Raw genomic sequence first — 23,561 nt, 5'->3', positions numbered from 1 at the left:
TAAACGGGATGCGTCAGAGGATAGTAGCGTCTGCCGATGTGTGCCTGGTAAGGGTAATAATAGGTCCCGAGAGTATTGGGATCGATGTAACTGATCGCGCTCGAATCCACTTCGGCAACCTGAACCCACTTAGGAGCGGGGTTCTTACCCGGCAATAATCTTGGTCCTGCATTCTGCCAATCGGCGCTGATGAAACCGATAGCATCGTTATTGTCTCTGACGAAGGTATAAACGTGCGCCATGGTCGTGCAGGGGTAAGCTTCGGCAAACTTCTCGCTTCTCAAGACTCTGTTCTTGAAAAATTCAACGACCCCGGAATTAGGACTCGAGAGCGCGGGGATTATCCTCCCCCGAAATCCTTTCTCCAATTTTTCCCAGGAGGTTATCTTCCCGGTAAATATACTCCTGAGCTGATCTGTGTTTATTGCATCGATGGGATTATCATGGTTCACTATAACAACGACTGCGTCATAAGCAACTATCATCGAATCGACTTCGATATTATACTTTTTCATCACATCAAGTTCATCCTCGTTGAATCGCCGGGAAGTTGCAATCAATTTAGTCTCATTGTTCAACAGCTTGACGATCGCGGTGCGTGATGGCACATCATGGACCGTAATGTGCGCCTTCGAATAGAGCGAGTTAAAATCATCCGCGATCTGAGTAACCGAAGGCGACACCGATTCCGCACAATACACATCCATGCTGCCTTCGGTCGGAGACGGAGCAGGGCCCTTCTTCATATTGCATGAGGAAGCAGCAAAAAACAGCCCCGTTATAATGACCAGAAGGATTCTATTCCTCTTCATACTGCTTAGATTTAGTTCGGGTAATGATGAATCGATAGATTGCCCAAAGCACTAATACAATCCCCAGAGTTATCCTGAATTGCTTCGGAACATACTCGGGAACGAATGTTCCAAAAATAACAAAAAATCCGCCGAAAAAAAAGATGGCGGACATGGAATAAGCAAAATATTTAAGTGCTTTATGCAAAGGATCCCTTGGATTTAAGTCATCTATTATACAGGTCGGGAAGAGATTTCCCGACCTCGTCAATTTCAGCGTACTTGGTTCAACTTGAATGCATAAGGAATCACGACCCAAACAGCAACAGGGCCCTTGTTCATGATGCCTGGAGTGAACCTCGTTGCCATCGCGGCATCAATTGCAGATTGATTCAATATTTCCGCGTCGCTTTTCAAAACACTCGCTTGATGCGGCATGCCTTCCTTATCAACCCACAACTTTACAATAACTCTTCCTTCGATTCCTATTCGCACAGCAAGCTCCGGATATTTTGGAGTCACCTGTCTTATTACTTCAGGGAATCGCTCCAACGGTTTAAAGATCTCAGGAGGTGGTACATCGCTGTCGGGGACCGTGAGGGGTCCAGTGTAAATACCGTTCCCCTTATCAGGACTAGGAATGCCGGGATGTTCACCGTTCATTTCCCTCTGAGGTGGAATCGTCTTATCAATTGAAACAGATGCATCTGGAACCGGCACGGGGATACCAACGTCTGGCTTTGTACCCAAAACGACAACCGGAGCTACAGGCTGCTGGTGAGTGATCGAAGGAGGCGGAGCAAAAATAATTGGCCCGATAGGAATGTCCATAACCTGCTCGTGGGAACGATTGAAATATTCCAATGTCCAATATGCACCAACTGCACTGAAATGAACAACCAAGGCGACAGCTAATCCGATACCGGCGTATCTCTGAGCCAGCCTTTTGAGGGCTGGCTCAGTGTATCGAATAGTGCTATCGACCGACTTCATCATTTCAGTGTGCTTGGTTCAGCTTGAATGTATAGGGGATTACGACCCAAACAGCAACAGGACCTTTGTTCATGATGGCCGGAGTGAACCTCGTTGCCATTGCCGCATCCATCGCAGGTTGATTGAAGATCTCAGCATCGCTCTTCACCACGATGGCTTTGTGCGGCTTTCCATCTTTGTCAACCCAAATCTTTACCCAAACTCTCCCTTCGATACCTGCTCGTTGAGCAAGTTCGGGATATTTGGGGGTGACTTGGTTTATGACTTGCGGTTGCTTTTCAACAGGGACGAAATCAGGTGGCGGCCCTTCGTCCTCGCTGACTTTGAAATCTCCCATGGAAACTCCGACTGAATCTCCACCGGTATTTCCCTGAGTAACAGGGCCCGCAATCTTGCTTAATTCCTGCTGGGTTGCAATAGTCTGCTCGGGCGAAACCTGAGCGTCGGGGACGGGGACAGGAACACCGACGGTCGGCTTGACCATTTGAGACTGGACGGCAACTTGAGCCAACGCTTCCTGGTTGGTAATCGAAGGAGGCGGTCCCAATTCAGTGTAAGACAAAAGACGCACTGTCGGTACGTTGTCATTGTCCTCGCTGAGCCATTCCTGGCCCCAGTATGCTCCAATCCCAACAAGGTGGAACGCAATTGCGAGCGTCAATCCCCAACCGGTATACCTCTTCGCCAACATCTTGAGCATCGGCGCACCGTATTGGATCATTTCGTCTTCAGGTGCCACGATTTTTTTCTTCTTTGCCATTTTAGTCAACCTCCTTTCAAACTTGCACGCCAATTTTGGCGAGTGCTCTTCTATCATCATCAGTCATGGGAGCTAAGCTAAATCTCGTGACGTTATCAACGTTCAATTCATCAATAACATTGACCATGTCTTGATACTTTGCTTTGCGGTCGACCTTTATCAGAGTTATGAGTCGAGTATTTGCCTTATTGCTTTGGATAATCAGATTACGGAAATCTTTCCACTCGACTTTCTTCGCATCATCTGTCCCGATGTTCCAGTATATTGATCCGTCGGCAATAATCCTAACTGTCATCAAGTTCGAAGCAGCGACTTCGACTTTACTGTCTCCGGGTGGGATGTTAATCTCCATGGCTTGCGGTCGGCTGAAAGCCGTCTCCAACATGTAGAATGTCAGAAGAAGGAACATCACGTCGACCATCGGCGTCATGTCGATGCGGACTGCTACTCTTCTCTTTTTCTTATGCTTGCCTTTCTTCTTTCCATGAGGCTCGGCAGTTTGGACATCAGCCATTTTGCCCTCCGCTTTCTTTTAGCTCGGTCTGCAGATTGAATCTTGTAACCTGCGCTTTCTGAAGATCGTTCATCACGTCCATCACCGGTCCGTAATCGGTGTCTTTATCTGCCTTGATCACCGTTATCAATCTAATATTTTGAAGACGAGCTTCAACGACAAGGCTAGCTAAATCCTTTTCCTGTACGGGCACGGCCGGCATGAGCCAAACAGGAATCAACTTTCCTTCTTTGTCAGGGATTCCATTCGGATACGCCTTTTCAAAGAGCAGTTTCATTATCTGCTGTTGATCAAAACCCATCCAGATTTGTCCGCCTTTGTCCACCGAGATCGTCATGACTCCACTTCCAGGCACAGGCGGACCCTTATCCGAAGTTGGGAGTGTTATGCTCACAGCCTCAGGCGGCTTGAACGATGCCGTCAACATGAAGAACAGCACCAGCAGTGTTGCGACATCGACCATCGGCGTCATATCGATCCTGATTCCTAGACGATGTTTCTTAATTCTTGGCATTTGGTAGCTCCTTAGGGATTATGCTATTTGTCAAACTTACGTGAGTTCAAAATAGCGATAATGCTCGAAGTCGCTTCGTCGATCATATAAGTAAAGCTATCCACCTTATTAACAAAGAAATTGTAGGCGACAATTCCCGTGATAGCTGCTATGAGTCCGCCGGCTGTATTGATCAGAGCTTCAGAAATACCGACCGAAAGCTGGATTGCGTCAGGGGCCCCGGTATGGGCGAGCGCGCGGAATGCGCGAATCATCCCGATGACTGTTCCGAGAAGACCGACCATGGTCGCGATCGATGAAATGGTCGAAAGCACGATAAGGTTCTTTTCGAGAAGTGGAGTTTCAAGCATTGTCGCTTCTTCGATAGCCCGCTGAACTTCCGTCATATATTTTTCCGCAGAGACATGGCTATCCTTTAGAAGCTCCTGGTATCTCTCCAGTCCGTTGCGAATGACATTAGCCATTGATCCGCGCTGCTTGTTGCAAATCTCGATAGCGGATCGGATGTCGCCGTGGTTCAAATGGTCTTCCACAGCTTTGAGAAAGTTCGTGAGCGCTCCCCTTCCTTGTGCTTTTCTCAATGAGAAGATACGCTCGAAGATATATGTGAACACCATGATCGTAAGCATGATCAAAAGCACCACAAGCGGACCGCCAGCTCGTATGTAGTCCGGCAATGTGTACGTGAAAATTGCCCAAGCAACCACAAATGCAACGATGATGAGGATAGTTGCGAATAATCCTTGTTTCATTTCAGTTAAGCCTCCTTTTGAAGGTTTTTGTTTAAGAATGAGTTTACCATAAGACTATTTCTTGCCTTTCGAAAAGCTCGCGACGGCATCGATCTGCGTGTCGCGGACATCGAAGACCATCGTTAATTTCGTTACTACGAAAATGTTTTTTATATTTTTGTTTAAGCTAGCCAATTTCACTTCACCGCCGGTCTTCGCATAGTGGGTGTGCGCCCAGATCAAAACGCCGATAGCGGTGCTGTTTAGATAAGTTGTTTTGCCGAGATCGACTACAAGTTTCTTATTACCCTCAGCAGATAATTTTGCGATCTCGGAACGAAGCTCATCCGTCTCGTCTCCGCCTATAAGTTCCCCTTTGGGTTCGACTACGGCAACTTCGCCGTCAGCCAGTTTCGATACCTTTAATGCCATCTTGCCCTCGTTTTAGTTTAGTTTTAGGGACGCATTCCCGAACGAACCCACAGGGAACTGCGCCTGTACTTCTTTAATGGTGTTTGAAATATCAGCGATACTAAATGGTTTCTCAATAAAAGCACTCACAAAGGCAGAGAGCGTCCTGCTCTGTGTCTCATGCTCGGACATTCCCACAGCAATTACCGGCAATCCAGGTTTCACTCGGGCAACTGCTTCCACAAAATTTCTCAACACTTTCTCAGGCATTTCTCCATCAACAATCAAAAGATTAATGTGCGCACCGCTCAATGTCTGAAGAACGGTATCAAGGTTCGATTCACAAATGGCTTTGTGACCGCTTCTCAAAAGATATTCATGAATCAGATCAGCCATCCTGAGGTCTTGCACCGCAATCAAAATCTTCCAAGCAATCTGTGATTTCGTTTTTTTCGATGCGCTCACGTTAAGCAAATACACAACTACAATGCCGCGAGAGAAATTCATGATCGCGCAACAAAAATGCCAATTTACGCTTAAATTGAATCACGCTAACTATACATCCGAGGAGCCTCGCAGATTTCGGCGTGCAAAATGCAAGACAAGTTTCGACTTTGCAAGACAGAAAGACTTTCGGCACCCAACTTCTGATGGCCGGCGCCTACGTGATCGTGAGCTTCCTTCAAACGGGTTATCATCAAATCGATCCATCCGCCACGGAGGGATCAATCAATGCACGTCCCTCGAATGACCCGCAGATAGTTTTTCTTGACTTTAGCTTAACCCCATCTTACATTGGAACAAGACTATCGAGGGAGGATGGTATGATTACTCACGACGAAGTGAAAGCTTTGTTGAACTATGCTGCCGAAGACGGGGTTGCTGTTTCCTTGTATTTAAATACGGACTTGCACAACAGGGACATGCGTGATATTGAAACCAAGGATCTCATAAAGAATGCACGCAAAGAACTTAATAGTCTCAACATCAATCGAAAATATCTACAGGCCGCCGAGGAAAATCTCGAGCAGATTCGTAAATCCATCTCGCTGGGCAGTTCGGCCATGAAGTATAAATCTGCAGCAATCTTCGCTAATTCCAGAGAGAAATTTTATCGGATGTATTGGCTACCGATGCCGGTGAAATCAAGATTGGTGATCGATACAAGTTTCTATGTACGCCCTCTTCTCGCCCTGCTTGAAGAGCATTTTCGGATCGGGGTGGTTCTAACTGATTCAAGACACACGAGGCTCTTTGAAATTTACATCGGCGAAATTCTCGAGCATCTTGATTTCTCAACCGAGGCGAAAAATCCTAAGAAACCATTACTCGAGACTTTCATGAAACGCGAGAAGAGATTGGCTCAAAAAAAAGAGGGAGCAACTCACCTTCATCTATCATTCGTGGCAGAACTATTGAAAACTCATTTTTTCATGCATCACTTTGATAAGCTGATTATCGGTGCAAGGAAGCCACTGGGTGATCATCTCGCGCGGCTTCTGCATCCGAGACTTCGTGAAAACATAATCGGTATTTCAGACGTCGATATTCATGCTAAAGAGGAGGAGGTTCTTTCAAAAGCAATAACCATTGAGAGTGAATTCGATCTAAAAGAAGAGAACAAATTGCTGCGTAAGATAATGACAGAGCTTGAGAGAACAGGTTACGCTGTAAAAGGTTTAAAGGGGGTCATAGAAGCCGCCCAAAGTTACAGCCTTCAAGAAGTGGTCGTCGCCAATGACTTTTCGAAACCTGGCACTGTGTGTCCGGGATGCGGAATGCCGCACTTCTCTGAAATGCCCTTGGAACAAATCGGAATGTGCGTTTCTTGCGGGGAGGAACTCGTCGAGGTCCCTGACGTGGTTTATCATATTGTCGAGGAGGCGGCACGCCAGGATGCGAAGGTTCGACACATTCACGGGACAAATCTTATTGGTTCACTTGAAAATGTTGCAGCAGTTGTTAAATTTAAGAAAGATCGATTTGTAAGAGTTGAGGAGGCTATTGAGACAGAGACGTAGTATCTTCTAAGAGTGTCCACCGGAGAGGGCCTAGCAAGGCAGGAGGGACGGATCTGTAAATTGCAAGTCAGAAGGAACTAATCGATTTGAGCGATCACTCTAAGTTGAGAGTCAGACATCACCAGCGACCCGCCGTTAATTCAAAGGAAGAGGTGGTCTTGGAAGGCGACATCAAGAAGGACTTAGTCAGACTTTATCGCGAGGAATTCGGTAAGATGCCTGATGTCGTCACAAGTGCTCCTGGCCGAATAAACCTAATGGGTGAACACACTGACTATAACGAAGGCTACGTGCTGCCGATCGCTATTGATCGCCGGACGTACACTGCGGCGGGAAAACGCAACGGAAATCTTTTCATCGCTTTCTCAAAAGAGCTCGGCAAGAAAACCTCTTTTGAAATCTTGTCTGGAAAATTCGAACAAACGAACTTCTGGGTAAACTATATCAAGGGCGCCTGCACGATACTCAACGCGGAAAGACCAGTTGAAGGAATAAATTTCGCGGTCGGAAGCACAGTTCCCCGCGGTAGCGGGCTCAGCTCCTCAGCTGCCTATGTCGTTTCGGTAATAGAAGCAATCGCCTATCTATCCGGAATTGTTCTGAAGGACATAGACGTGGCCGTTCTTGCCCAGCGAATTGAAAATGAATTTGTCGGGGTTCAATCGGGGATCATGGATCCGTTTGTTGCAAAATTCGCGCGTGAGGGGTCGGCCCTTCTGATCGACACGAAAACGCTTGAACACCAGTATATTACCATGCCGGAAGACTGCTCAATACTCGTTTGTGTGACAGGCGTGAAGAGGGCACTCGCCACAACGGAATATAATAAGCGGCGGCAACAATGCCAGGAAGCAGTTGCTGAGTTGTCGAAGGTCCTCGATAGAAGTATCACATCGCTTAGAGATGTTACAATCGACGAGCTGAAGAATGTCGACGGTGAAGTGGATCGGACCCTGTACCTGCGGGCACTCCATGTTGTGAGTGAGAATGACAGGGCAGTAAAAACTGGTGCTGCGCTGACAAATGGCGACAAGGAATTTGTCGGAGACATGATGCTGGAATCGCATATGAGTCTTTGCAACAACTTTCAAGTCAGCGGACCGGAATTAAACGCCTTCGTGGACATAGCCGAGCCGCTTGAAGGGGTTTACGGGTCAAGGATGACCGGCGCGGGCTTCGGCGGAAGCGCGATCTGTCTTGTAGATTCGAGAAATGAAGATGAATTGACAAAAAAAATCGCCTTCGAGTACAAAAGAAGGGGGTACGAAAACGGGACAGTATTCATCGCAAGAACCGGCTACGGGTCGAGAGTGGAGAAATCCTGACCACTCTCAACTGTCAGCGTTCGGTTATCACCTCTCAGTGATTAGGCACTCTCTTTAAATTTTAATGAAGCGGAATTAATACAATAACGAAGTCCTGTCGGTTTCGGGCCGTCCTCAAAAACATGGCCAAGATGTGCACCGCACTTACCGCACTTGACTTCCGTCCTGATCATTCCGAAGCTCATGTCCTTCTCTTCTTCGATCATTTCACCTGAGATGGGTCTGTAGAAGCTCGGCCAGCCGGATCCCGAATCGAACTTAGTCTCAGAATCGAAAAGTTCGTTTTCGCAGCAGGCGCAGTTATACATTCCCTTTCCATGAAAGTCCCAATACTTGCCGGTGAACGCTCGCTCGGTTCCCTTTTCGCGCGTAATGTGGTACACCTCAGGGGACAGATCTTCCTTCCATTCTTTATCATCCTTTGCAATCTTTTCATCCATACTCAATTTTTGATCAGACATTTTCTCTCCTTTTCTTGAAACCATTAAAGCTTCCATCTTCAAAACAACAAAGACGTTGGAAAAATTCAATTGTCATTGCATTACGGGATCGACTTGAGAACAAACTATGCGGATCACTATACTCTGAACGAGCATTTATGTCTTCTTTACAACTTTGTCTTCGCGACAGATTTCTGCACAATCTCAAGATCGCTCGCGCCACGAAATCCGCTGAAACCCACCGAGAGATTTGTCCCGTCCTTCAATGTGATGGGTTGTCCGCCATCCCATCCGATGAAATCCGGTCTCTGGATCCCAAATTTATATTCGTCAACCTCTCCATTAAACACTTTCCTTTCGTATTCCCCCGTCCTCATTCCGGTGATCCAAACCTGACTTGCTTTTGTCCATGCAATCTTAAATGATTGTCTCGACCTATTCTTGTCGGGCCCGAACATCCTTCCGCAGACATTTCCATCCTTGTCAATGACACATACGGCAACATTTCCATTGGAGATAGATTTATCCGATGGATTACTCATATACTCTGGAATGAACCCCGATATCTCATTTATGATTTTGCCAATTGCAGTCTGTAATTTCTCTTGCGACATAGTTTTCTCCTGATTTCTTTGTGATTATGCACGTTCTAATTCGGCGGTGAGATTTAGAACAGTTAAAACTCAAGGTAACGTAATTTCCCTTCCCTTTTCAATGGCTTCTTGGTCGACGTAATCTGTTTTGTCCGACAAGGAGCAGGGATTGGCCGGGGCGGAATGCCTAAAGATATGTCATGGTTCTTCCGAAATAAGATTGCCGGGTCTTTATTGGAGCATCACGAACCGCCGGCCGCAGGACCGGGCTCCTTATCTAACAGGTGCCGCCGGTTTGATTCTACCGGCTTAAGACTTTTAGTGATGAACAACTGAAGGGATAAGCAAATGGAAAACTACCGGGGAATTGTTCAAAGTATCGTCATGATTGGAGACGGCGAATACCGAGTAACCTTCCGGGCATATAACGAAAGGGACATCGAAGCCACTTTTTGCGAAAATGAAGACGTCGGTTTCACGCTCTATTCCATGATCGCCCGCCGGGAAGAAAATGATTTCACACTCATCGCAGAAGGGCTTCTCACAGACTGCGTCAACATTCTAAATGAGAATGAGACGGTCGAGACGGTTCAATTAGATGAGGTCGAAAAGTGGAGGATCGGATCGCTCGCCAACGACATAGTATCCTCACTCGCAGACGGGGGTATGTTCGTCCAGTGTGGCGAAGGGGAAACCAGTTAGTCGAAGCACAACCGTGAGTGTTATTAGTCGCGCATCACCATGCCATGAGGTTTTAATAATGATGATGGACCATCAGAGGAATATCTCATGAAGGGAAATTTTCTTTGGATCAAAACTATGATAACGAAATTCGTAAATTAGAGCTGCAATATGGATCAAATGAACAAAATTGAATATTCGACGTTGCTTTCTTAAGAGTCAAATATAATGACCCAAAAACGATTTAGACAATAACCGTCGCCATGAAACAGACAGGTGGAAATAGAAGTCTTATTGTCTCCTATTTGACGATGCGCCGCATGATCGGTCTCCTCGGGATAGCGCTCCCTTTCATCGTCGTCCTAGGAAGTTCCATTCACGGCAGACTCGTCATAATGGGATCTCTCAGTGGCTATTATTATACGAACGTACGCGATTTCTTCGTCGGGCTTTTGTGCGGCGTATCGCTGTTCCTTATTTCGTATAAGGGATATGAGACAATTGATAACATCATAACAAATACGAGTGGAGTGCTTGCGTTGGGAATTGTCGCGTTTCCTGCTTCGACTTTTTCCGGGAAAATTGTTCGGGTCGGAATATTTCTTATTCCAGACGACATCTCGCAGTATCTCCATCTGGGATTTTCGATTTTGTTCCTGCTGCTGCTGGCTTTCAATTCGATATTCCTTTTTACGAAACATAGTGGCCACCCGAGCCGGGAGAAGAGAATGCGCAATGTGGTGTACACCGTGTGCGGTATCATAATGCTGTCATCGGTTGTATGCATGGTCATTTACATTGCATTCCTAACACACACATTTCTTTCGAAAGCATACCCGGTTCTTATACTCGAATCGATCGCTCTTATTTCATTCGGTGTTTCATGGCTGGTGAAGGGTCACACGCTGTTCAAAGACAAGAAATCGGGCAATGGCTCGATCTCTCATGATCCCGTTTCCCACATTCAGAGCGACGTTTCGCGGACTATGTGACTTCAAAAACTTTCGTGCTTCGCTCATCTGAGTGCACACGAAGTCTGCATAATCAGCGAAAGAAATTTTTTTAATAACCCGCGACTCTAATTCTCGGATGCAAGCGCATTCACACATTTTGCCTGCACGACGCGGCTGCTTCGCAAAGGACCCGTCAATATCCTGCCCTCTCCTTGAACACATGCTGGGCGTACCATAAAGGTAACCTTATATCGCCTTCATCGCTGTAGATAATGGAATCATTCTTAACAAATTCGATTGACGGAACAGAACGAACCAATTCAAAAAAATTTTCCACCGGAATCAAATGTGTGACGAAGTTCGGATGGAAGGTGCGTTCGAAATTCGTTAAACTTGAATCCGTGCCGAAGGTGCAACCGATAACTCTGTCGACCACCTTACTGCTCTGCAGCCCTTCGACATTTCCGAGTGCGTTCCAGCAATGCGGACAGTCCATCTCGTAAAAGAACAACGCATATGTGGAGTCATTGCCGGTCGTGATGATCTGAGCATATACAGATCTTTCGTCTGTTCCTCCGCGTCCGACAAGTTCCGCCGAGACGACACCAGCGACGGAAGCGACGGTGACAGCAACCACCAAAATCTTTCCGCGGTGAAGAAGTGGTTTCTTTGTCGACATCGCGAAGAGAATCGCCGAAAGAATCATGAGTGCACCGTTGACGGCGAGAAGCTGCGAAAAGTTTTTGTCGAGGAAGGCAAACCTGCCGTAGCAGCCGCATTGCTCCACTCCTCTGAAGAAATGAGCATAAGAGAAAGCACCGGTGAAAATTATGAGGAGAAGGAACACGATGCCGCTCGCGATCTTCCTCGTCGCGGGAAGGATAATAAGAAAGCCGAGAATTAACTCCAACGGCGGAATTGCAACTGCGACTGGTGTGAGGAACGACGGCAGACCGTAGCTCTGGAAAGTTTCCACGAATTGTTCGATACCAAGAATCTTCCCTGCACAGGAGACGATGAAGTAACAGCCGACCAATAATGCCGCGATATGCTGGAATTTTATTTTCAATGTCATTCCAGCGGCACATTTTCAAATGAGCCTTTGATATTGACAACCTTCGAGCCATGCGGGGCAATCTGAGACGCCTGGAACTGAAATGATCCCGACACAGTCTTCTCCTCTATGTCTAAACCACTAATCGTCACGGTGCCTGTCGCATGACTATTCGTAGCAAAAACAGTGTCATTGGAATTATCCGAGTGTGCACAGGGGAAATAGGCCGCGCCGTTTCCCGTCTTAGGATCGTCGTCATTAAATACAAATGTCCCTGGCCCTTTAGCATTAATTTCAATTAAAATTCCAGCTGTATCCGGCTCGTATCGCCTGTAACCGATATCAAGCCGACCGCCATCATATCGTGCCCCAGCGGCAGAAGCGTTCATCGGAACACCATCGACATCGGCATCGAACGTAGTTCGGCTGCATCCGGGGAAAAGAAATAGTAAAGCAATGATCGGAATCGGATAGAGTTTCTTAAGTGCTTGCATTGTTTTGCTCCTTATTAGTCAACCGACTATTTTCTTGAGCCAATCGGGTGAAGAATCGGTAGGTGTATTGATGACTACACAATGTGCATCCGGGTCGGTGAGAATCATGGATTTCATGCCGGGATGGGTCGCGCAAGGACAATCGAACTGCACGCCATGCGATTTAAGCTTTTCCGTTACAGCATCGAGGTCGTCTGTGAGAAATGATACGGATGTCTTACCTGTTTTATGAATAGAGATATCGAAATTCAATCCTTGTGCGCCCGAGTCAAAGACCTTAAGATCTTTCTGATCTTGTCTGATCCGAAGGTCAAGCAGTTCATTATAAAACTTTTCGCCGGCTTCGACATCGTCAGCGCTGAGCTCGATTTCATGAAGAACAAGTTTCATCAGCCTCCTCCTTTTTAGATGGGGCTGTCAGGTCAATTTGGACATCAACCTTGTCATCTGTACCATGTTAACGCCCCCTTTACTTTCGGTCTCCAATTTATTTTACAAAGCCGTCAAGTGCAAATGCAATCCAAAAAGTTTTTGCAATAAAAAGGAGGTCGCGATGATTTCAGATGGGAGGTATCAGCTGATTTGTTCGAGTACTTCTTTAAAATCTTCCGGCAAATCGGAGTCGAAGTGCATGAATTGCTTCGTTGCAGGATGAACGAATCCGAGAGTTTTCGCGTGAAGCGCCTGCCGGTCCATAATCTTGAGAAGGTTAGAAACTTCCTGCCTGTGCCGTGGCGTCAACTCGTCCCGGGAAGATCCATTTGGACCGTAGTTGATCCGGCGGCCATGATATGTCGGGTCTCCGAAAACAGAGTGACCGATGTGAGAAAAGTGGACACGGATCTGATGCGTGCGGCCCGTCCTGAGCTTCAGCCTGACGAGGGTAAGGAATTTGAACTCCTTGAGCACTTCATATTCCGTCGCGGCGAATTTTCCATTGGCATCATCTTCATCTTCCACAACCGCAAATTTTTTCCTGTCACTTTTGCTCCGCGCGATCATGCTCTCGATGAGGCCGCGTTTGCTGGAGAGTTTTCCCCAGACCAGCGCCCAGTATTCTCTTTCGATCGTCCTGTCAGCGAATTGTCTTGCGAGCGAGGCGTGAGTAGCGTCGTCTTTAGCAGCTACGATCAGCCCGCTCGTATCTTTATCGAGGCGATGGACTATCCCAGGCCTCATCGCAGGGTCGTTCAAAGTTGAAAGCCTGCTACAATGAAACAAGAGCGCGTTCGCGAGTGTGCCGCTCCAATTACCGTGGCCCGGATGCGTGACCATTCCCGCAGCCTTATTGACGACGACCAGATATTCATCTTCGTACACCACTTCGAGTGGAATCTCTTCAGGCGTGACTCTGCCAAGAGGAGCCGAGGTGGGAATGTTTACGACGATCGCGTCATTGGGTAATATCTTATAGCTGGCGCGGACGGGTTCTCCATTTACAAGGACGCGGCTATCGTCAATATACTTTTGTACTTTTGCGCGGCTTGAGCCTTCAAGCTGGGCGGAGAGGAATTTGTCTATCCGCTCTTTCTTCTGCCCGGGGGCGACGATGAATTCAACTTTCCGAATTGCCAACGGCATGATCCCTTCGGGATATGTACTATATAGAAGATCCGATTTCCTGAGATCCAGGTACCGCGTTCGATCCGTCGTTCAGCCCTTTGCTGAGCCCGTAGTCTCACCGGTTTGTCCAACTGAGTTTTCTCCCGACGGCGCGCCTTCGGCCTGCTGGTCATTTACCATGACTGTGTCTGATTCTTCGATGGTCCGCTTGTGGAATATGAGAAGCATTATCACTCCGATAGTGACCGATGCATCCGCAATATTGAAAACCGGAAATCGGGAAAAATTATATCCAAAAACGCTTACGTTGAAAAAGTCGAAATCTATGAAGTCGATGACGCGGCCGTGGAACAGCGACGTTCCGTCAAATAGAGGACCGTAAAAAACGCGGTCTATCAAATTTCCGACGGCACCGCCGAGAATCATCGCGAGAGAAAACCGCACGATCTTGCTTTCCTGTCGAACCTTGTACAAGTAAAAAAATATCGCTATGCTGGCGACGATCGAAAAAATTGCGAAGAAGGATTTCCAACCGAAATCGATTCCGAACGCCATACCCGGATTTTCTATGTAGGTGAACCTGAGAAAGTCCCCAATTATCGATTTGCTCGAATAGAGCGGCATGCCTGTGATGTTTATTCCGAGAAAAGGGATCTGTACACCTCTTACAAGAAGTTTCGTGATTTGATCTGCAATCACAACCGAAAGTGAAACGTAAAGTACCTTCAAATTATGGTGCTCCATTCTTTAATGAAATGTATATGTGGTACGATGCTCCGAAGAAGCCGCTTTGGGCAAGGCAGTCACTGGCCTCTCTTCATCTTACATGAAATACAAAGCTGCGCATGAGGAACCGCCTCGAGGCGTGCCTTGTCGATCAACTTCCCGCAGTCCTGGCAGAATCCGTATACTCTTCGGTCAATTCTTTTTATTGCGTCGTCCAAATATTCGAGGAACTTTCTCTGTCTCGCCGCAAGCAAATAATTTTTCTCTTTCTCCATCGTGTCCGTCCCCTGTTCCATGTGGAGAGAATACGGAGAATTCTCCTCAAAGTAATCACCCCCTGAATTGTCATTCAGAGTTTCATTCATTAATTCAAGCTCTTCAATAATCTGCTTTCTTTTCTCAAGAATGATTCCCCGAAAATGCTCAAGCTCATCCTTCGTGAAACCCTTCTTGGGGATAGCCTTTTTTACCGCGACAAAACGGGAAGCCACAGCTTTCACCGGACGAACTTTTTTCTTCCTTGCGACGGCCTTTTTACTTGCTTTCGCCTTCACCGCTCGCGCTCCCTTAGCCGCCTTTTTCTTTGCCATATCTAGTTCTCCTTTACTCGCCCCGATTCAATGTTAATGATTCGCGGCATTTTTTACCCTGCTCAATGAAATTTTAAACTTCTGTTTCTCTATTTCAACATCCTCGGAGTACTCGCCTTCCTGGAACTCAGTTGAAAGATCGACGGCAAGTGTCTCCGACTTTATATAATCGGATAATTTTTCGACGGCATCAGTGAATTCGGCCGGGCAATCTACGTTCACGGATATCCTATCTGTCACCTCAAACCCCGCATCTTTTCTTAGATTCTGAATCCGATTCACGAACTCCCGTGCAATTCCTTCGCGCTTGAGACCTTCATCAAGCTCTGTGTCCAGTGCAACCGTCAAGCCTCCGTCCGACTCCACCAGCAATCCGGAAAGTTCCTGACTGAATATTTCAACGTCTTCTCGTACAACATGGAACGCTTTGCTGTCGACATGTAAATCTATCGAACCGGCTTTCTCCAAAGCCCTGATATCCTTAGAGTTCATGGATTTTATCAGCTCGGCAACAACCTTAACATCCTTGCCGAACTTCGGACCGATTGATTTGAAATTAGGCTTAGCTCCCTTGCTGATAAACTCCGAATCGTCGTCTACGTACATGATCGATTTGACGTTGATCTCGTCGAGAATAACGCTCTCGACCTGCGAAATGGTTTCACGAACATGATTGGAAGAAACCGGTACGATGATTCTTTTAAGCGGCTGTCGAACTCTGATGTTTGATTTCGCTCGCATTGCCCTCGCAAGATAAACTATTTTCTGCGCAAGTGCCATACGTTCTTCTAACTGAGAATCGATCTCACTCTCATTCACTTCGGGGAAACGAGAGAGATGAACTGATTCGTGCGGCTCCAGGCTTGTAACTCCGTTTAAGTTTCTATAAAGCTCTTCCGAAAGGAACGGAGCAAAAGGCGACATCGATTTTACGACCGTGACCAGACATTCATATAACGTCTGATATGCCGAAAGTTTGTCTTTCGCCATATCGCCTTTCCAGAATCTTCTGCGGCTCCTGCGAACATACCAATTTGAAAGCTGATCTATAGTAAAATCCGAAACCGCCCTTGCTGCCTTCATGACGTCGTAAGCATCCATGCTGGTTGAATAATCTTTCACGAGCGAATTCATCACTGAGACTATCCAGCGGTCAATTTCGAGCCGCTCACTCACAGGGATTCTCGGTTCGGAATAAGTAAAGCCGTCGATGTTCGCATACAGGGTGAAGAACGCATAAGTATTCAGAAGCGTGCTGAAAAATTTTCTTTGAACCTCGACGAGCCCGCTTTCGTCGAAAAGTTTCGGTTTGTGCGGCGGGCTGGAAGCAATCAAGTACCATCTTACGGTATCGGCGCCGTAATCTTCAACTACTTTGAACGGATCGACGACGTTGCCTTTCGATTTCGACATCTTCTGTCCGTCTTTATCCAGGATCAACTCGTGGCTGATGACGGACTTATAGGCGGGGCTGTCGAAAAGAAAAGTTGCAATCGCGTGCATCGAGTAAAACCACCCTCGTGTCTGGTCGATGCCTTCCGAAATATAATCCGCAGGGAAATGCTTCTCGAGCCAATCTTCATTATCAAACGGATAATGGTACTGCGCGAACGGCATCGAGCCGGAATCGAACCATACATCTATGAGTTCCGGAGTCCGTTTCATTTCACCTCCGCACTTCTCGCAGGTCAAGACGATCGCGTCGACAAAAGGCTTATGCAAATCCAACTCGTCGTTCTTCAATGCGAGGGCAACCGCGAGATTATAGCGATCCGCCTTCTTTAGCTCTTCCACGCTCCCGACGGATTGCAGGTGTCCGCATTTTTCATTCTGACAAACCCAGATATTCAGCGGTGTTCCCCAGAACCGATCGCGCGATAAAGCCCAGTCCTTGTTTTCTTCAAGCCAGTTGCCGAACCTTCCGATCCCGACTTCCGGCGGCACCCAGTTTATCTGCTTGTTCAGATCCACCATCTTCGCCGCAAACTTCGTCGTGGCGATGTACCATGATGCGCGAGCGTAATACAAGAGCGGGGTCTTGCATCTCCAGCAATGCGGGTAGCTGTGCGTGATGGTCTCTTTCTTGTAAAGAATATTCCGCCGCTTAAGATTGGCAATGATCTCAAGATCGGCATCTTTCACGAACTTGCCCGCGAAATCCGTAACATCCTTTGTGAAGTTTCCGCTCCTGTCGACCGGCTGGAGGACTGGAAGGTCATGCTCCCGCCCGGCGTTGTAATCGTCCTCGCCGAACGCCGGCGCAATGTGAACTATTCCGGAACCGTCCTCCGTGCTGACAAAATCGCCGTGGATTACGTAAAATCCTTTCTTGTTGACGGGGATATAATCAAAGATTCTCTCGTACTCTTTCCCGATGAGCTTGCTTCCCTTCATCTCCTCGATGATAGAGTAATCGCCGTCGAGTACCGACAACCTTGCTCTTGCAAGAATCAAGATTTCACCCTTGTGCTCGACTTTCACATAATCTATGTCGCTTCCAACGGCGAGTGCCACATTGGATATGAGCGTCCACGGCGTGGTTGTCCATACGAGGAAAAACGTGTTCTCAGCATCACGCAATTTCATTTTGACATAGACCGACGGGTCTTTCACGTCTTCGTATCCCAATGCAACTTCATGTGATGAGAGAGGCGTCTCGCAGCGCGGGCAATACGGCTGGATCTTATGTCCTTTGTATATCATGCCAGCGTCGAAGAATTTCTTCAGCGCCCACCATACGGACTCGATGTAATTGTTGTCGCACGTTATATAGGCATCGTTGAGATCGACCCAGTATCCGATCTGCTCGGTCATCTTTTCCCAATCGTCTTTGTACTCGAAGACCGATTTTCTACAGAGCTCGTTGAACTTCTCAACCCCGTAGCTGACAATCTCGTCCTTGTGCTTTATACCTAGTTTTTTCTCAACTTCGATCTCCACCGGCAGACCGTGAGTGTCCCAGCCCGCTTTGCGATGAACCTGGTACCCCCGCATAGTCTTGTAACGGCAGACCAGATCCTTCAGAGTTCGAGCAAGTACATGGTGAATTCCTGGACGGCCGTTTGCGGTCGGCGGTCCTTCATAAAAAGTGAATCCCGGTTTCCCCTCGCGCTCGGCGACACTTTTTTCAAAAATTTTATTGTTTCTCCAGAACTCAAGAATCTCTCTTTCAAGATCAGAATATTTTATTTTGTCGCTGACTTCTTTGAACTTAATCAATTCGTTTATCTCTTAGAAAAATACGAAATCAAATAAAAAATAAATGACAATAGCAGACTTAGAACGATGCACGTGACAATCGGGAAATAAAACTGGAAATTCTTCCGCTTTATATAGATGTCGCCCGGCAGTTTTCCGAGGAACGGAACATTAACTTTTTCTGCCATGATAAGGAAAAGTCCGACAAGGACAACAATTCCTCCGATAATGACAAGCGATTTTCCGATACTTTGAAATCCGTCCATTCACCAAACCATCCGTCGATCCATGATCCCAATATTCCATCCAATCAGATTCTCTCAACCACTGTCTTCATCAACTTCGTCAACTTCGGCTCCGTTTCCTTCGCAACTCGGATAATATCGTTCACATCAGCCGGCGCAAGCGAATCAGGAAAACACTCGTCGGTTATGACGGAAAATCCGCAGACCTTCATTCCCATGTGAACGGCAACGATATCCTCAGGAACCGTCGACATGCCGACTGCGTCGGCGCCAATCTGTCTAAGAAACCTATACTCCGCTCTCGTCTCCAAACTTGGACCCGTCATAGCGACGAACACTCCCCGCTCGACTCTGATCTTGTTGTCGAGCGCAGCCTGCATCGCAATACTTATCAACTCTTTTGAATACGGCTCGCTCATATCAGGGAAACGCGGGCCGATAGAATCGTCGTTCGGGCCGATAAGTGGATTTTGTCCGAGCAAATTTATGTGGTCCACGATGACCATGAGGTCGCCTCTGCGAAAATTCGGATTGAGTCCGCCCGCTGCATTCGAGACAATCAAAGTCTTTGCACCAAGGAATTTCATTACACGGACCGGCAGAGTTATCTGCTCCATGGTGTAGCCCTCATAAAAATGAAAGCGCCCCTGCATCGCAACCACATTTTTACCGCCGATGCGTCCGAGAATCAACTTGCCATGATGTGATTCAACAGTCGAAAGAGGAAAGTGCGGAATGTCTCCGTAGTCAATTATCGTTTTTTTATCAATCTCGTCCGCGAGGGCGCCGAGTCCGGTCCCGAGAATTATTCCTACCGTCGGTTCAACCTTCACATGCTTGTTGATAAACCCGACGGACTCTATGATCTTTCTTTTGAGTTCGCCCATTTTCTCATTGTCCGAACTTTTCACTTATTTTCTTCCCCTAGCTTGTCGATGGATGCAACAATCGACTTGATGTCGAGAATCTCTGCGGTAGGCTCCTGTTTCAGAAGTTCATTTTCAAGCGAGTTCAACATGTCAAGCTGCGCGGTGAGTATCGTCCGGATTGTTTTCACGATTGTCTCTCGGAGATTTCTCACTTCGGCGAGTTTCGCTTTTGCGCGAACCATCTCCTGGGTTGCCTCGTTCAATATTTGCTGGGCTTTGACCTCAGCCTCATGCTCCACGATCTTTGACGTTCTTCTCAGCGACTCGCTGGACTCGGATGCCGCCCTCTCAGCTTGTGTAACTAGAGAACGAAGCGAGTCCTCCATCTTCTTATAGTTTTGAAGTTCATCAGTTAAGACCGACTTCTGGGCGCGGAGTTCCATGTTTTCCTTGAGTAATTCTTCGAAGTCGGATGCAATGGTTTCAAGGAAAGCTTCCACCTCTTCGGAATCTAATCCGCGCATTTTCTTGGCAAATTCAGCCTTGCGAATTTGGATTGGAGTTAATTTCATCGCGATGCTTGTTCCATTTCTAAGCGCAAAATATAACCGATAGATGGAGGAAAATCAAAGTATTAAGACGCACCGGGGAAGGAACAAAAACGGAGAACTTAAAAACAACAGACTGAGAAAGAAGACCTTGTCAAGGCAGCGCTGGCTGTTAAATCGAGTCTTCATCGTGAGCCTGAGTTGAACGCTCACGCCAAAACCTTGACAAGGTCTCTATCTTGAATCCCTACTTCATCAGCACGAGTTTTTTTGTCGCACTGAAATTGTCGGTAGTGAGCCTGTAGAAATACACTCCGCTGGCGAGAGACGAACCGTCAAACCTCACCTCGTGATTTCCCGGAGTCTCGACCCCGTCGACCAACGTCATTACTTTCCTTCCGAGGATGTCATACACACTCAAGGTAACATGGCCAACCGCCGCCAGCTGGTAACCGATGACTGTGCTCGGATTAAATGGATTCGGATAATTTTGTCCGAGCTCAAACTTCAGAGGTGTCGAAGGCCTGTCGTGCTCGGCAGTCACACGCTGCCCGATCGCAAACCACACAGGATACATCGCGTCAGTTGCAAGACCGAAAGGACTCCCATCTCCGTCAATCTTGTCGCTGAGAAGGGGCATTTCATTTATTGAATAATGCTCCGCCGATTGAACAACCATTGTGGTACTGTAGGCAACCGAGTCGTCATCCGGCGAGTAAGAGGGATATCCGAGGACGTCCTGAGGACCGGCAACGGTGCCTATATCTCCAGTGCTGAGATCAGCTGCCATCACATAATCCTGACCTGTTCCCTCATCCCAATAGTCAAAAGCAAAACGATTGGTCGTGGTTTTTGAAAAGACAGGGTCGCCGAGATTCGTTCCTTGCGATTGAGGAGGAAACACGGTCGAGATGGAGCTGGTGCTTACGTTTATGAGCCCGATGTTCCAATAACTGATGGTATCTCCCTGCGATCCGATGATCTGATTGTAAGCATCGAACAACAGATAATTTCCTGTCGGGTCAAATGATAAGGCATCGGCGTATAACGCTGTTTTCGTGTTAGGACCATCGTAAGACTGAGTCACAACTTTAAACTTAACCGAAGTGCTGTTGGCGAGATCGAAATAATAGATCGTGGTATCAATATAAATCGACGTCAATGCAATGCTGCTGAGTCCGGGACCTATCGCTACGCTCCACCATACTTCATTTGTATCAATATACTGTTCATCGGGATTTTGCGGATTAGTATAAAGAGCTTTCAGCCTGTTGTTGCCGTCGACAAATAAGACGATCTGACCGGTATCGGATACCGCAGGTCTGTTCGCAACCGTGGTCTGACTCAAGGGGAAGAAATCGGAGTTCGAAACCGCCTCCGATTTTGCCATATAGAGAGAGTTTGGATCACTCGAACTGGTGTTGGTCAGCAATACATAGCTGGGGCCGACGACCATTGAAGCCGGCGGCTGGGATGTCCCAACGCTATCGCTCACTCCGACCGAGGTCCACGCACTCTTCACCGCAGTTACTTCAGAACTCGACTGCCCGAATAATTCGCCTGCAGCGCTCACCGTCGCAATTCTTGCATCGACAAACTGCGATGACCGTGTGAGATATGAAGTCAGGGCTTTGTACCAGATTTGTCGTGCTTCCGTCCTTCCGATATTCTTAGCAACCAGATAGAACGCATGATTGGGAATGCCGCTGTTGACATGTACTCCGCCGTTGTCCTGAGTTGTGCTGACATACTCAGCCAGAGTTGCCGGCTGCCAGCACGGATCAAACTCGGATGTTCCTCCGTTGTGAGGGTTGGACAGATCACGCAAAGCTCCGGTCGGGAAGTCTGTTAAATTTTTTACTACGCTTGCACCGATCGTCCAGTTTGTTGTGTCGACCACCTTTGCGAATGCATCAGACATCGACTCGTTGAGTGCTCCCGATTGATCGACGTACTCCAGATTAGCCGAATGTTGCGTAACTCCGTGTGTCATCTCATGCGCAGCTACATCGAGTCCGCCTGCAAGAGGTTTAAAATCCGTATTGCCATCGCCGTAACACATGAAGTAACCGTTCCAGAAGGCGTTATCCATCGGCTGACTATTTTCCGTAACATGGATTATAGAATAGATGGTCATGCCGCTGTCGTTTATAGAATTTCTGTTGAAAACAGTCCTGTAAAAATTATATGTAACGGATGCATTGTAGAGTGCGGAGACAGAGCTTGCATCGGTCCATTGGTTGTTCGATGACGTTACGTAGTAAATCGTCGAGCTCGACGAGGCATCGGAATAGTTAAGGTTGAGCACCTGCAGCGCGCCTACAGGATTATCGGGAATCTTAGAATCGGCAGCATCGTACATCGGCTGTGTCGCATCAATCATGTAATAGGTGCTGCCAACCTGGTACGTATGAAATGAACGACTCGCTCCGTTGAGATCGGTCCCCGAGCTGCTGACTGAACCATCATGGTCAACGTTGTCGTACGACCTTAAGATTTTGCCGTCAACCGCATCGATGAAATAATACCAATCATGGTCGATGCCGCTCCTGATTTCGACAAACCACGCAAGATGAGCAACGGGCATATTACCGTACCATATCACCTTTGTTGCTGCAGGTCCGGAGTACCCGAAGTTATTTTTCATAAATTCCGGGACAGAAGAGTCAACTCCTTTCGACTGTAAATCCATTTGAGCCGAGCTGACTGCGGCGGAGGAAACAACAGGTCCGGCAGTATCCGAAATTGCCGGAGTAGGGGCATATTCACCGTTGAAAGAGCTGACCTGACCGCTGCCGTCTATGTGGACATACACGTCTTTTGCCCACACTTCCATCCCTTTAAATTGCTGTTGAAACCTGACGTGAGTAAATCCGTTTTTGTCGGTCGTACTGTTTACCATTTTGAATTCGGATTCGGGATCGACAATTTTCAGAAGCGATTTGTTGTTCAAAAGGAACTGCTCTGCAACCGACACGCCCTTATCGGGGGAAAAGTTTGAAGCGGTCTTGCTTGAGCTTCCAGACGTGTGGAATTCGATCAGGCGCGGTGTGCCAAACCTGCTGTTCCATCTTATGACTGCAGGCATCGTGCTCGGGACCTGGAGTTTTGAAGTTCCGCCATTGCCTTGATTTACACTTTGAGTTTGGTTTGGAGACGCTCCTTTTGTTTGATTCACCGTAGCAGGCGCAATGCCGTTCTTCCTGAGGAAACTTAAGAAATTCTGCCCGGCATTCGAAGCAGATTTGTCAACCGATTGACTCAGTGATTGCGTTTGAGTTTGAGCCGGAAGCTGGACGCCTTTCCTCTGCTTCATCTGCGGATATGCTATAGACAGAAGCGAAAGAAAAGTGATGAAATAAACCACAAGACGGCTTCTTGAAAACATATGACGCCCTTTCATTGTTTTTTGAAACGTTAAATCTGAAAAATGGTTAATTGCACACTGTCGGCTCCCGACCATGGAATGGTCAGACTTGCCAGCACTCACCATTAATATAATTAATTCCGAACTTTGTTACTGTGATGCAGGTTAAGTCCGGAGTCC

25 protein-coding genes are annotated in these 23,561 nt (G+C 47.3%); 4 read left to right on the top strand and 21 right to left on the bottom strand.

The features are described from left to right. The 8 genes from VLX91_07490 to VLX91_07455 form a co-directional block, all read right to left on the bottom strand. Positions 1-812, bottom strand: an 812-nt coding sequence (locus VLX91_07490; protein ID HUI30043.1) for a substrate-binding domain-containing protein, incomplete at its 3' end; no start/stop codon positions are given. 252 nt (positions 813-1,064) lie between these two features. After that, positions 1,065-1,787: a TonB family protein gene (locus VLX91_07485; GenBank protein HUI30042.1), complete on the bottom strand. Its 723-nt coding sequence runs from the start codon at positions 1,785-1,787 to the stop codon at positions 1,065-1,067. Between the two features lies 1 nt (position 1,788). Further along, positions 1,789-2,544 (bottom strand): energy transducer TonB, encoded by a 756-nt coding sequence (locus VLX91_07480; GenBank protein ID HUI30041.1) that lies wholly within the window; start codon positions 2,542-2,544, stop codon positions 1,789-1,791. Between the two features lie 16 nt (positions 2,545-2,560). Next, complete coding sequence (locus VLX91_07475; protein HUI30040.1) at positions 2,561-3,058, bottom strand: biopolymer transporter ExbD; 498 nt, start codon at positions 3,056-3,058, stop codon at positions 2,561-2,563. Then, a complete protein-coding gene (locus tag VLX91_07470; protein ID HUI30039.1) occupies positions 3,051-3,572 on the bottom strand; it encodes a biopolymer transporter ExbD in 522 nt (173 codons plus the stop codon). Before VLX91_07470 ends, VLX91_07475 begins: the two co-directional genes overlap by 8 nt. Positions 3,573-3,595: 23 nt before the next feature. After that, positions 3,596-4,324: a MotA/TolQ/ExbB proton channel family protein gene (locus tag VLX91_07465; protein ID HUI30038.1), complete on the bottom strand. Its 729-nt coding sequence runs from the start codon at positions 4,322-4,324 to the stop codon at positions 3,596-3,598. Positions 4,325-4,378: 54 nt separating this feature from the next. Further along, the gene (locus VLX91_07460; GenBank protein HUI30037.1) at positions 4,379-4,735 is read right to left on the bottom strand and encodes an STAS domain-containing protein; all 357 of its coding nucleotides are present in this window, start codon (positions 4,733-4,735) and stop codon (positions 4,379-4,381) included. A 12-nt stretch (positions 4,736-4,747) separates the two neighbouring features. Continuing rightward, a complete protein-coding gene (locus VLX91_07455; protein HUI30036.1) occupies positions 4,748-5,221 on the bottom strand; it encodes a response regulator in 474 nt (157 codons plus the stop codon). A 107-nt stretch (positions 5,222-5,328) separates the two neighbouring features. On the opposite strand from VLX91_07455, the gene VLX91_07450 reads away from it, so the two are divergent. Both VLX91_07450 and galK read left to right on the top strand, forming a co-directional pair. Then, on the top strand, positions 5,329-6,735 hold the full coding sequence (locus VLX91_07450; protein ID HUI30035.1) for a hypothetical protein: 1,407 nt from the start codon (positions 5,329-5,331) through the stop codon (positions 6,733-6,735). 86 nt (positions 6,736-6,821) lie between these two features. Continuing rightward, complete coding sequence (gene galK, locus VLX91_07445) at positions 6,822-8,060, top strand: galactokinase (GenBank protein HUI30034.1); 1,239 nt, start codon at positions 6,822-6,824, stop codon at positions 8,058-8,060. A gap of 41 nt (positions 8,061-8,101) precedes the next feature. Here galK and msrB read toward each other — a convergent pair whose 3' ends face one another. Together msrB and VLX91_07435 are read right to left on the bottom strand one after the other, a co-directional pair. Beyond that, positions 8,102-8,521 carry a peptide-methionine (R)-S-oxide reductase MsrB gene (gene msrB / locus VLX91_07440; protein HUI30033.1) on the bottom strand — a complete coding sequence of 140 codons (420 nt, stop codon included), beginning with the start codon at positions 8,519-8,521 and terminating at the stop codon, positions 8,102-8,104. A gap of 146 nt (positions 8,522-8,667) precedes the next feature. Then, a complete protein-coding gene (locus VLX91_07435) occupies positions 8,668-9,114 on the bottom strand; it encodes a heme-binding protein (protein ID HUI30032.1) in 447 nt (148 codons plus the stop codon). A 327-nt stretch (positions 9,115-9,441) separates the two neighbouring features. Here VLX91_07435 and VLX91_07430 point away from each other — a divergent pair, with 327 nt between their 5' ends. Both VLX91_07430 and VLX91_07425 read left to right on the top strand, forming a co-directional pair. Further along, on the top strand, positions 9,442-9,795 hold the full coding sequence (locus VLX91_07430; GenBank protein HUI30031.1) for a hypothetical protein: 354 nt from the start codon (positions 9,442-9,444) through the stop codon (positions 9,793-9,795). A 242-nt stretch (positions 9,796-10,037) separates the two neighbouring features. Then, positions 10,038-10,766: a hypothetical protein gene (locus VLX91_07425; protein ID HUI30030.1), complete on the top strand. Its 729-nt coding sequence runs from the start codon at positions 10,038-10,040 to the stop codon at positions 10,764-10,766. A 154-nt stretch (positions 10,767-10,920) separates the two neighbouring features. On the opposite strand, the gene VLX91_07420 is transcribed toward VLX91_07425, so the two are convergent. The 11 genes from VLX91_07420 to VLX91_07370 form a co-directional block, all read right to left on the bottom strand. After that, positions 10,921-11,802: a MauE/DoxX family redox-associated membrane protein gene (locus VLX91_07420; protein ID HUI30029.1), complete on the bottom strand. Its 882-nt coding sequence runs from the start codon at positions 11,800-11,802 to the stop codon at positions 10,921-10,923. After that, positions 11,799-12,275 (bottom strand): DUF6252 family protein, encoded by a 477-nt coding sequence (locus VLX91_07415; GenBank protein ID HUI30028.1) that lies wholly within the window; start codon positions 12,273-12,275, stop codon positions 11,799-11,801. Before VLX91_07415 ends, VLX91_07420 begins: the two co-directional genes overlap by 4 nt. An 18-nt stretch (positions 12,276-12,293) precedes the next feature. Continuing rightward, positions 12,294-12,665, bottom strand: a complete 372-nt coding sequence (locus VLX91_07410; protein ID HUI30027.1) for a VOC family protein — start codon at positions 12,663-12,665, stop codon at positions 12,294-12,296. A gap of 183 nt (positions 12,666-12,848) precedes the next feature. Further along, positions 12,849-13,856, bottom strand: coding sequence for an RluA family pseudouridine synthase (locus tag VLX91_07405; protein HUI30026.1), 1,008 nt, complete (start codon positions 13,854-13,856; stop codon positions 12,849-12,851). 72 nt (positions 13,857-13,928) lie between these two features. Then, positions 13,929-14,582 carry a signal peptidase II gene (gene lspA, locus VLX91_07400; GenBank protein ID HUI30025.1) on the bottom strand — a complete coding sequence of 218 codons (654 nt, stop codon included), beginning with the start codon at positions 14,580-14,582 and terminating at the stop codon, positions 13,929-13,931. A gap of 59 nt (positions 14,583-14,641) precedes the next feature. Then, positions 14,642-15,154, bottom strand: coding sequence for a TraR/DksA family transcriptional regulator (locus tag VLX91_07395; GenBank protein ID HUI30024.1), 513 nt, complete (start codon positions 15,152-15,154; stop codon positions 14,642-14,644). Positions 15,155-15,187: 33 nt separating this feature from the next. Then, the gene (ileS, locus tag VLX91_07390) at positions 15,188-18,373 is read right to left on the bottom strand and encodes an isoleucine--tRNA ligase (GenBank protein HUI30023.1); all 3,186 of its coding nucleotides are present in this window, start codon (positions 18,371-18,373) and stop codon (positions 15,188-15,190) included. A 5-nt stretch (positions 18,374-18,378) separates the two neighbouring features. Then, positions 18,379-18,618 (bottom strand): DUF2905 domain-containing protein, encoded by a 240-nt coding sequence (locus VLX91_07385; protein ID HUI30022.1) that lies wholly within the window; start codon positions 18,616-18,618, stop codon positions 18,379-18,381. A 44-nt stretch (positions 18,619-18,662) separates the two neighbouring features. Next, entirely contained in the window at positions 18,663-19,484 is an 822-nt protein-coding gene (locus VLX91_07380; protein HUI30021.1) for a purine-nucleoside phosphorylase, read from the bottom strand. A 20-nt stretch (positions 19,485-19,504) separates the two neighbouring features. Continuing rightward, on the bottom strand, positions 19,505-20,038 hold the full coding sequence (locus VLX91_07375) for a DivIVA domain-containing protein (GenBank protein HUI30020.1): 534 nt from the start codon (positions 20,036-20,038) through the stop codon (positions 19,505-19,507). 223 nt (positions 20,039-20,261) lie between these two features. Further along, positions 20,262-23,402 carry a M4 family metallopeptidase gene (locus VLX91_07370; GenBank protein ID HUI30019.1) on the bottom strand — a complete coding sequence of 1,047 codons (3,141 nt, stop codon included), beginning with the start codon at positions 23,400-23,402 and terminating at the stop codon, positions 20,262-20,264. Positions 23,403-23,561 lie beyond the last annotated feature (159 nt).

It is taken from the genome of Candidatus Acidiferrales bacterium, assembly GCA_035515795.1.
Classification (GTDB): domain Bacteria; phylum Bacteroidota; class Ignavibacteria; order Kryptoniales; family JAKASW01; genus JAKASW01.
The sequence above is the reverse complement of the archived record's forward strand: the minus strand, read 5'-3'. Positions and strand labels throughout refer to the sequence as shown.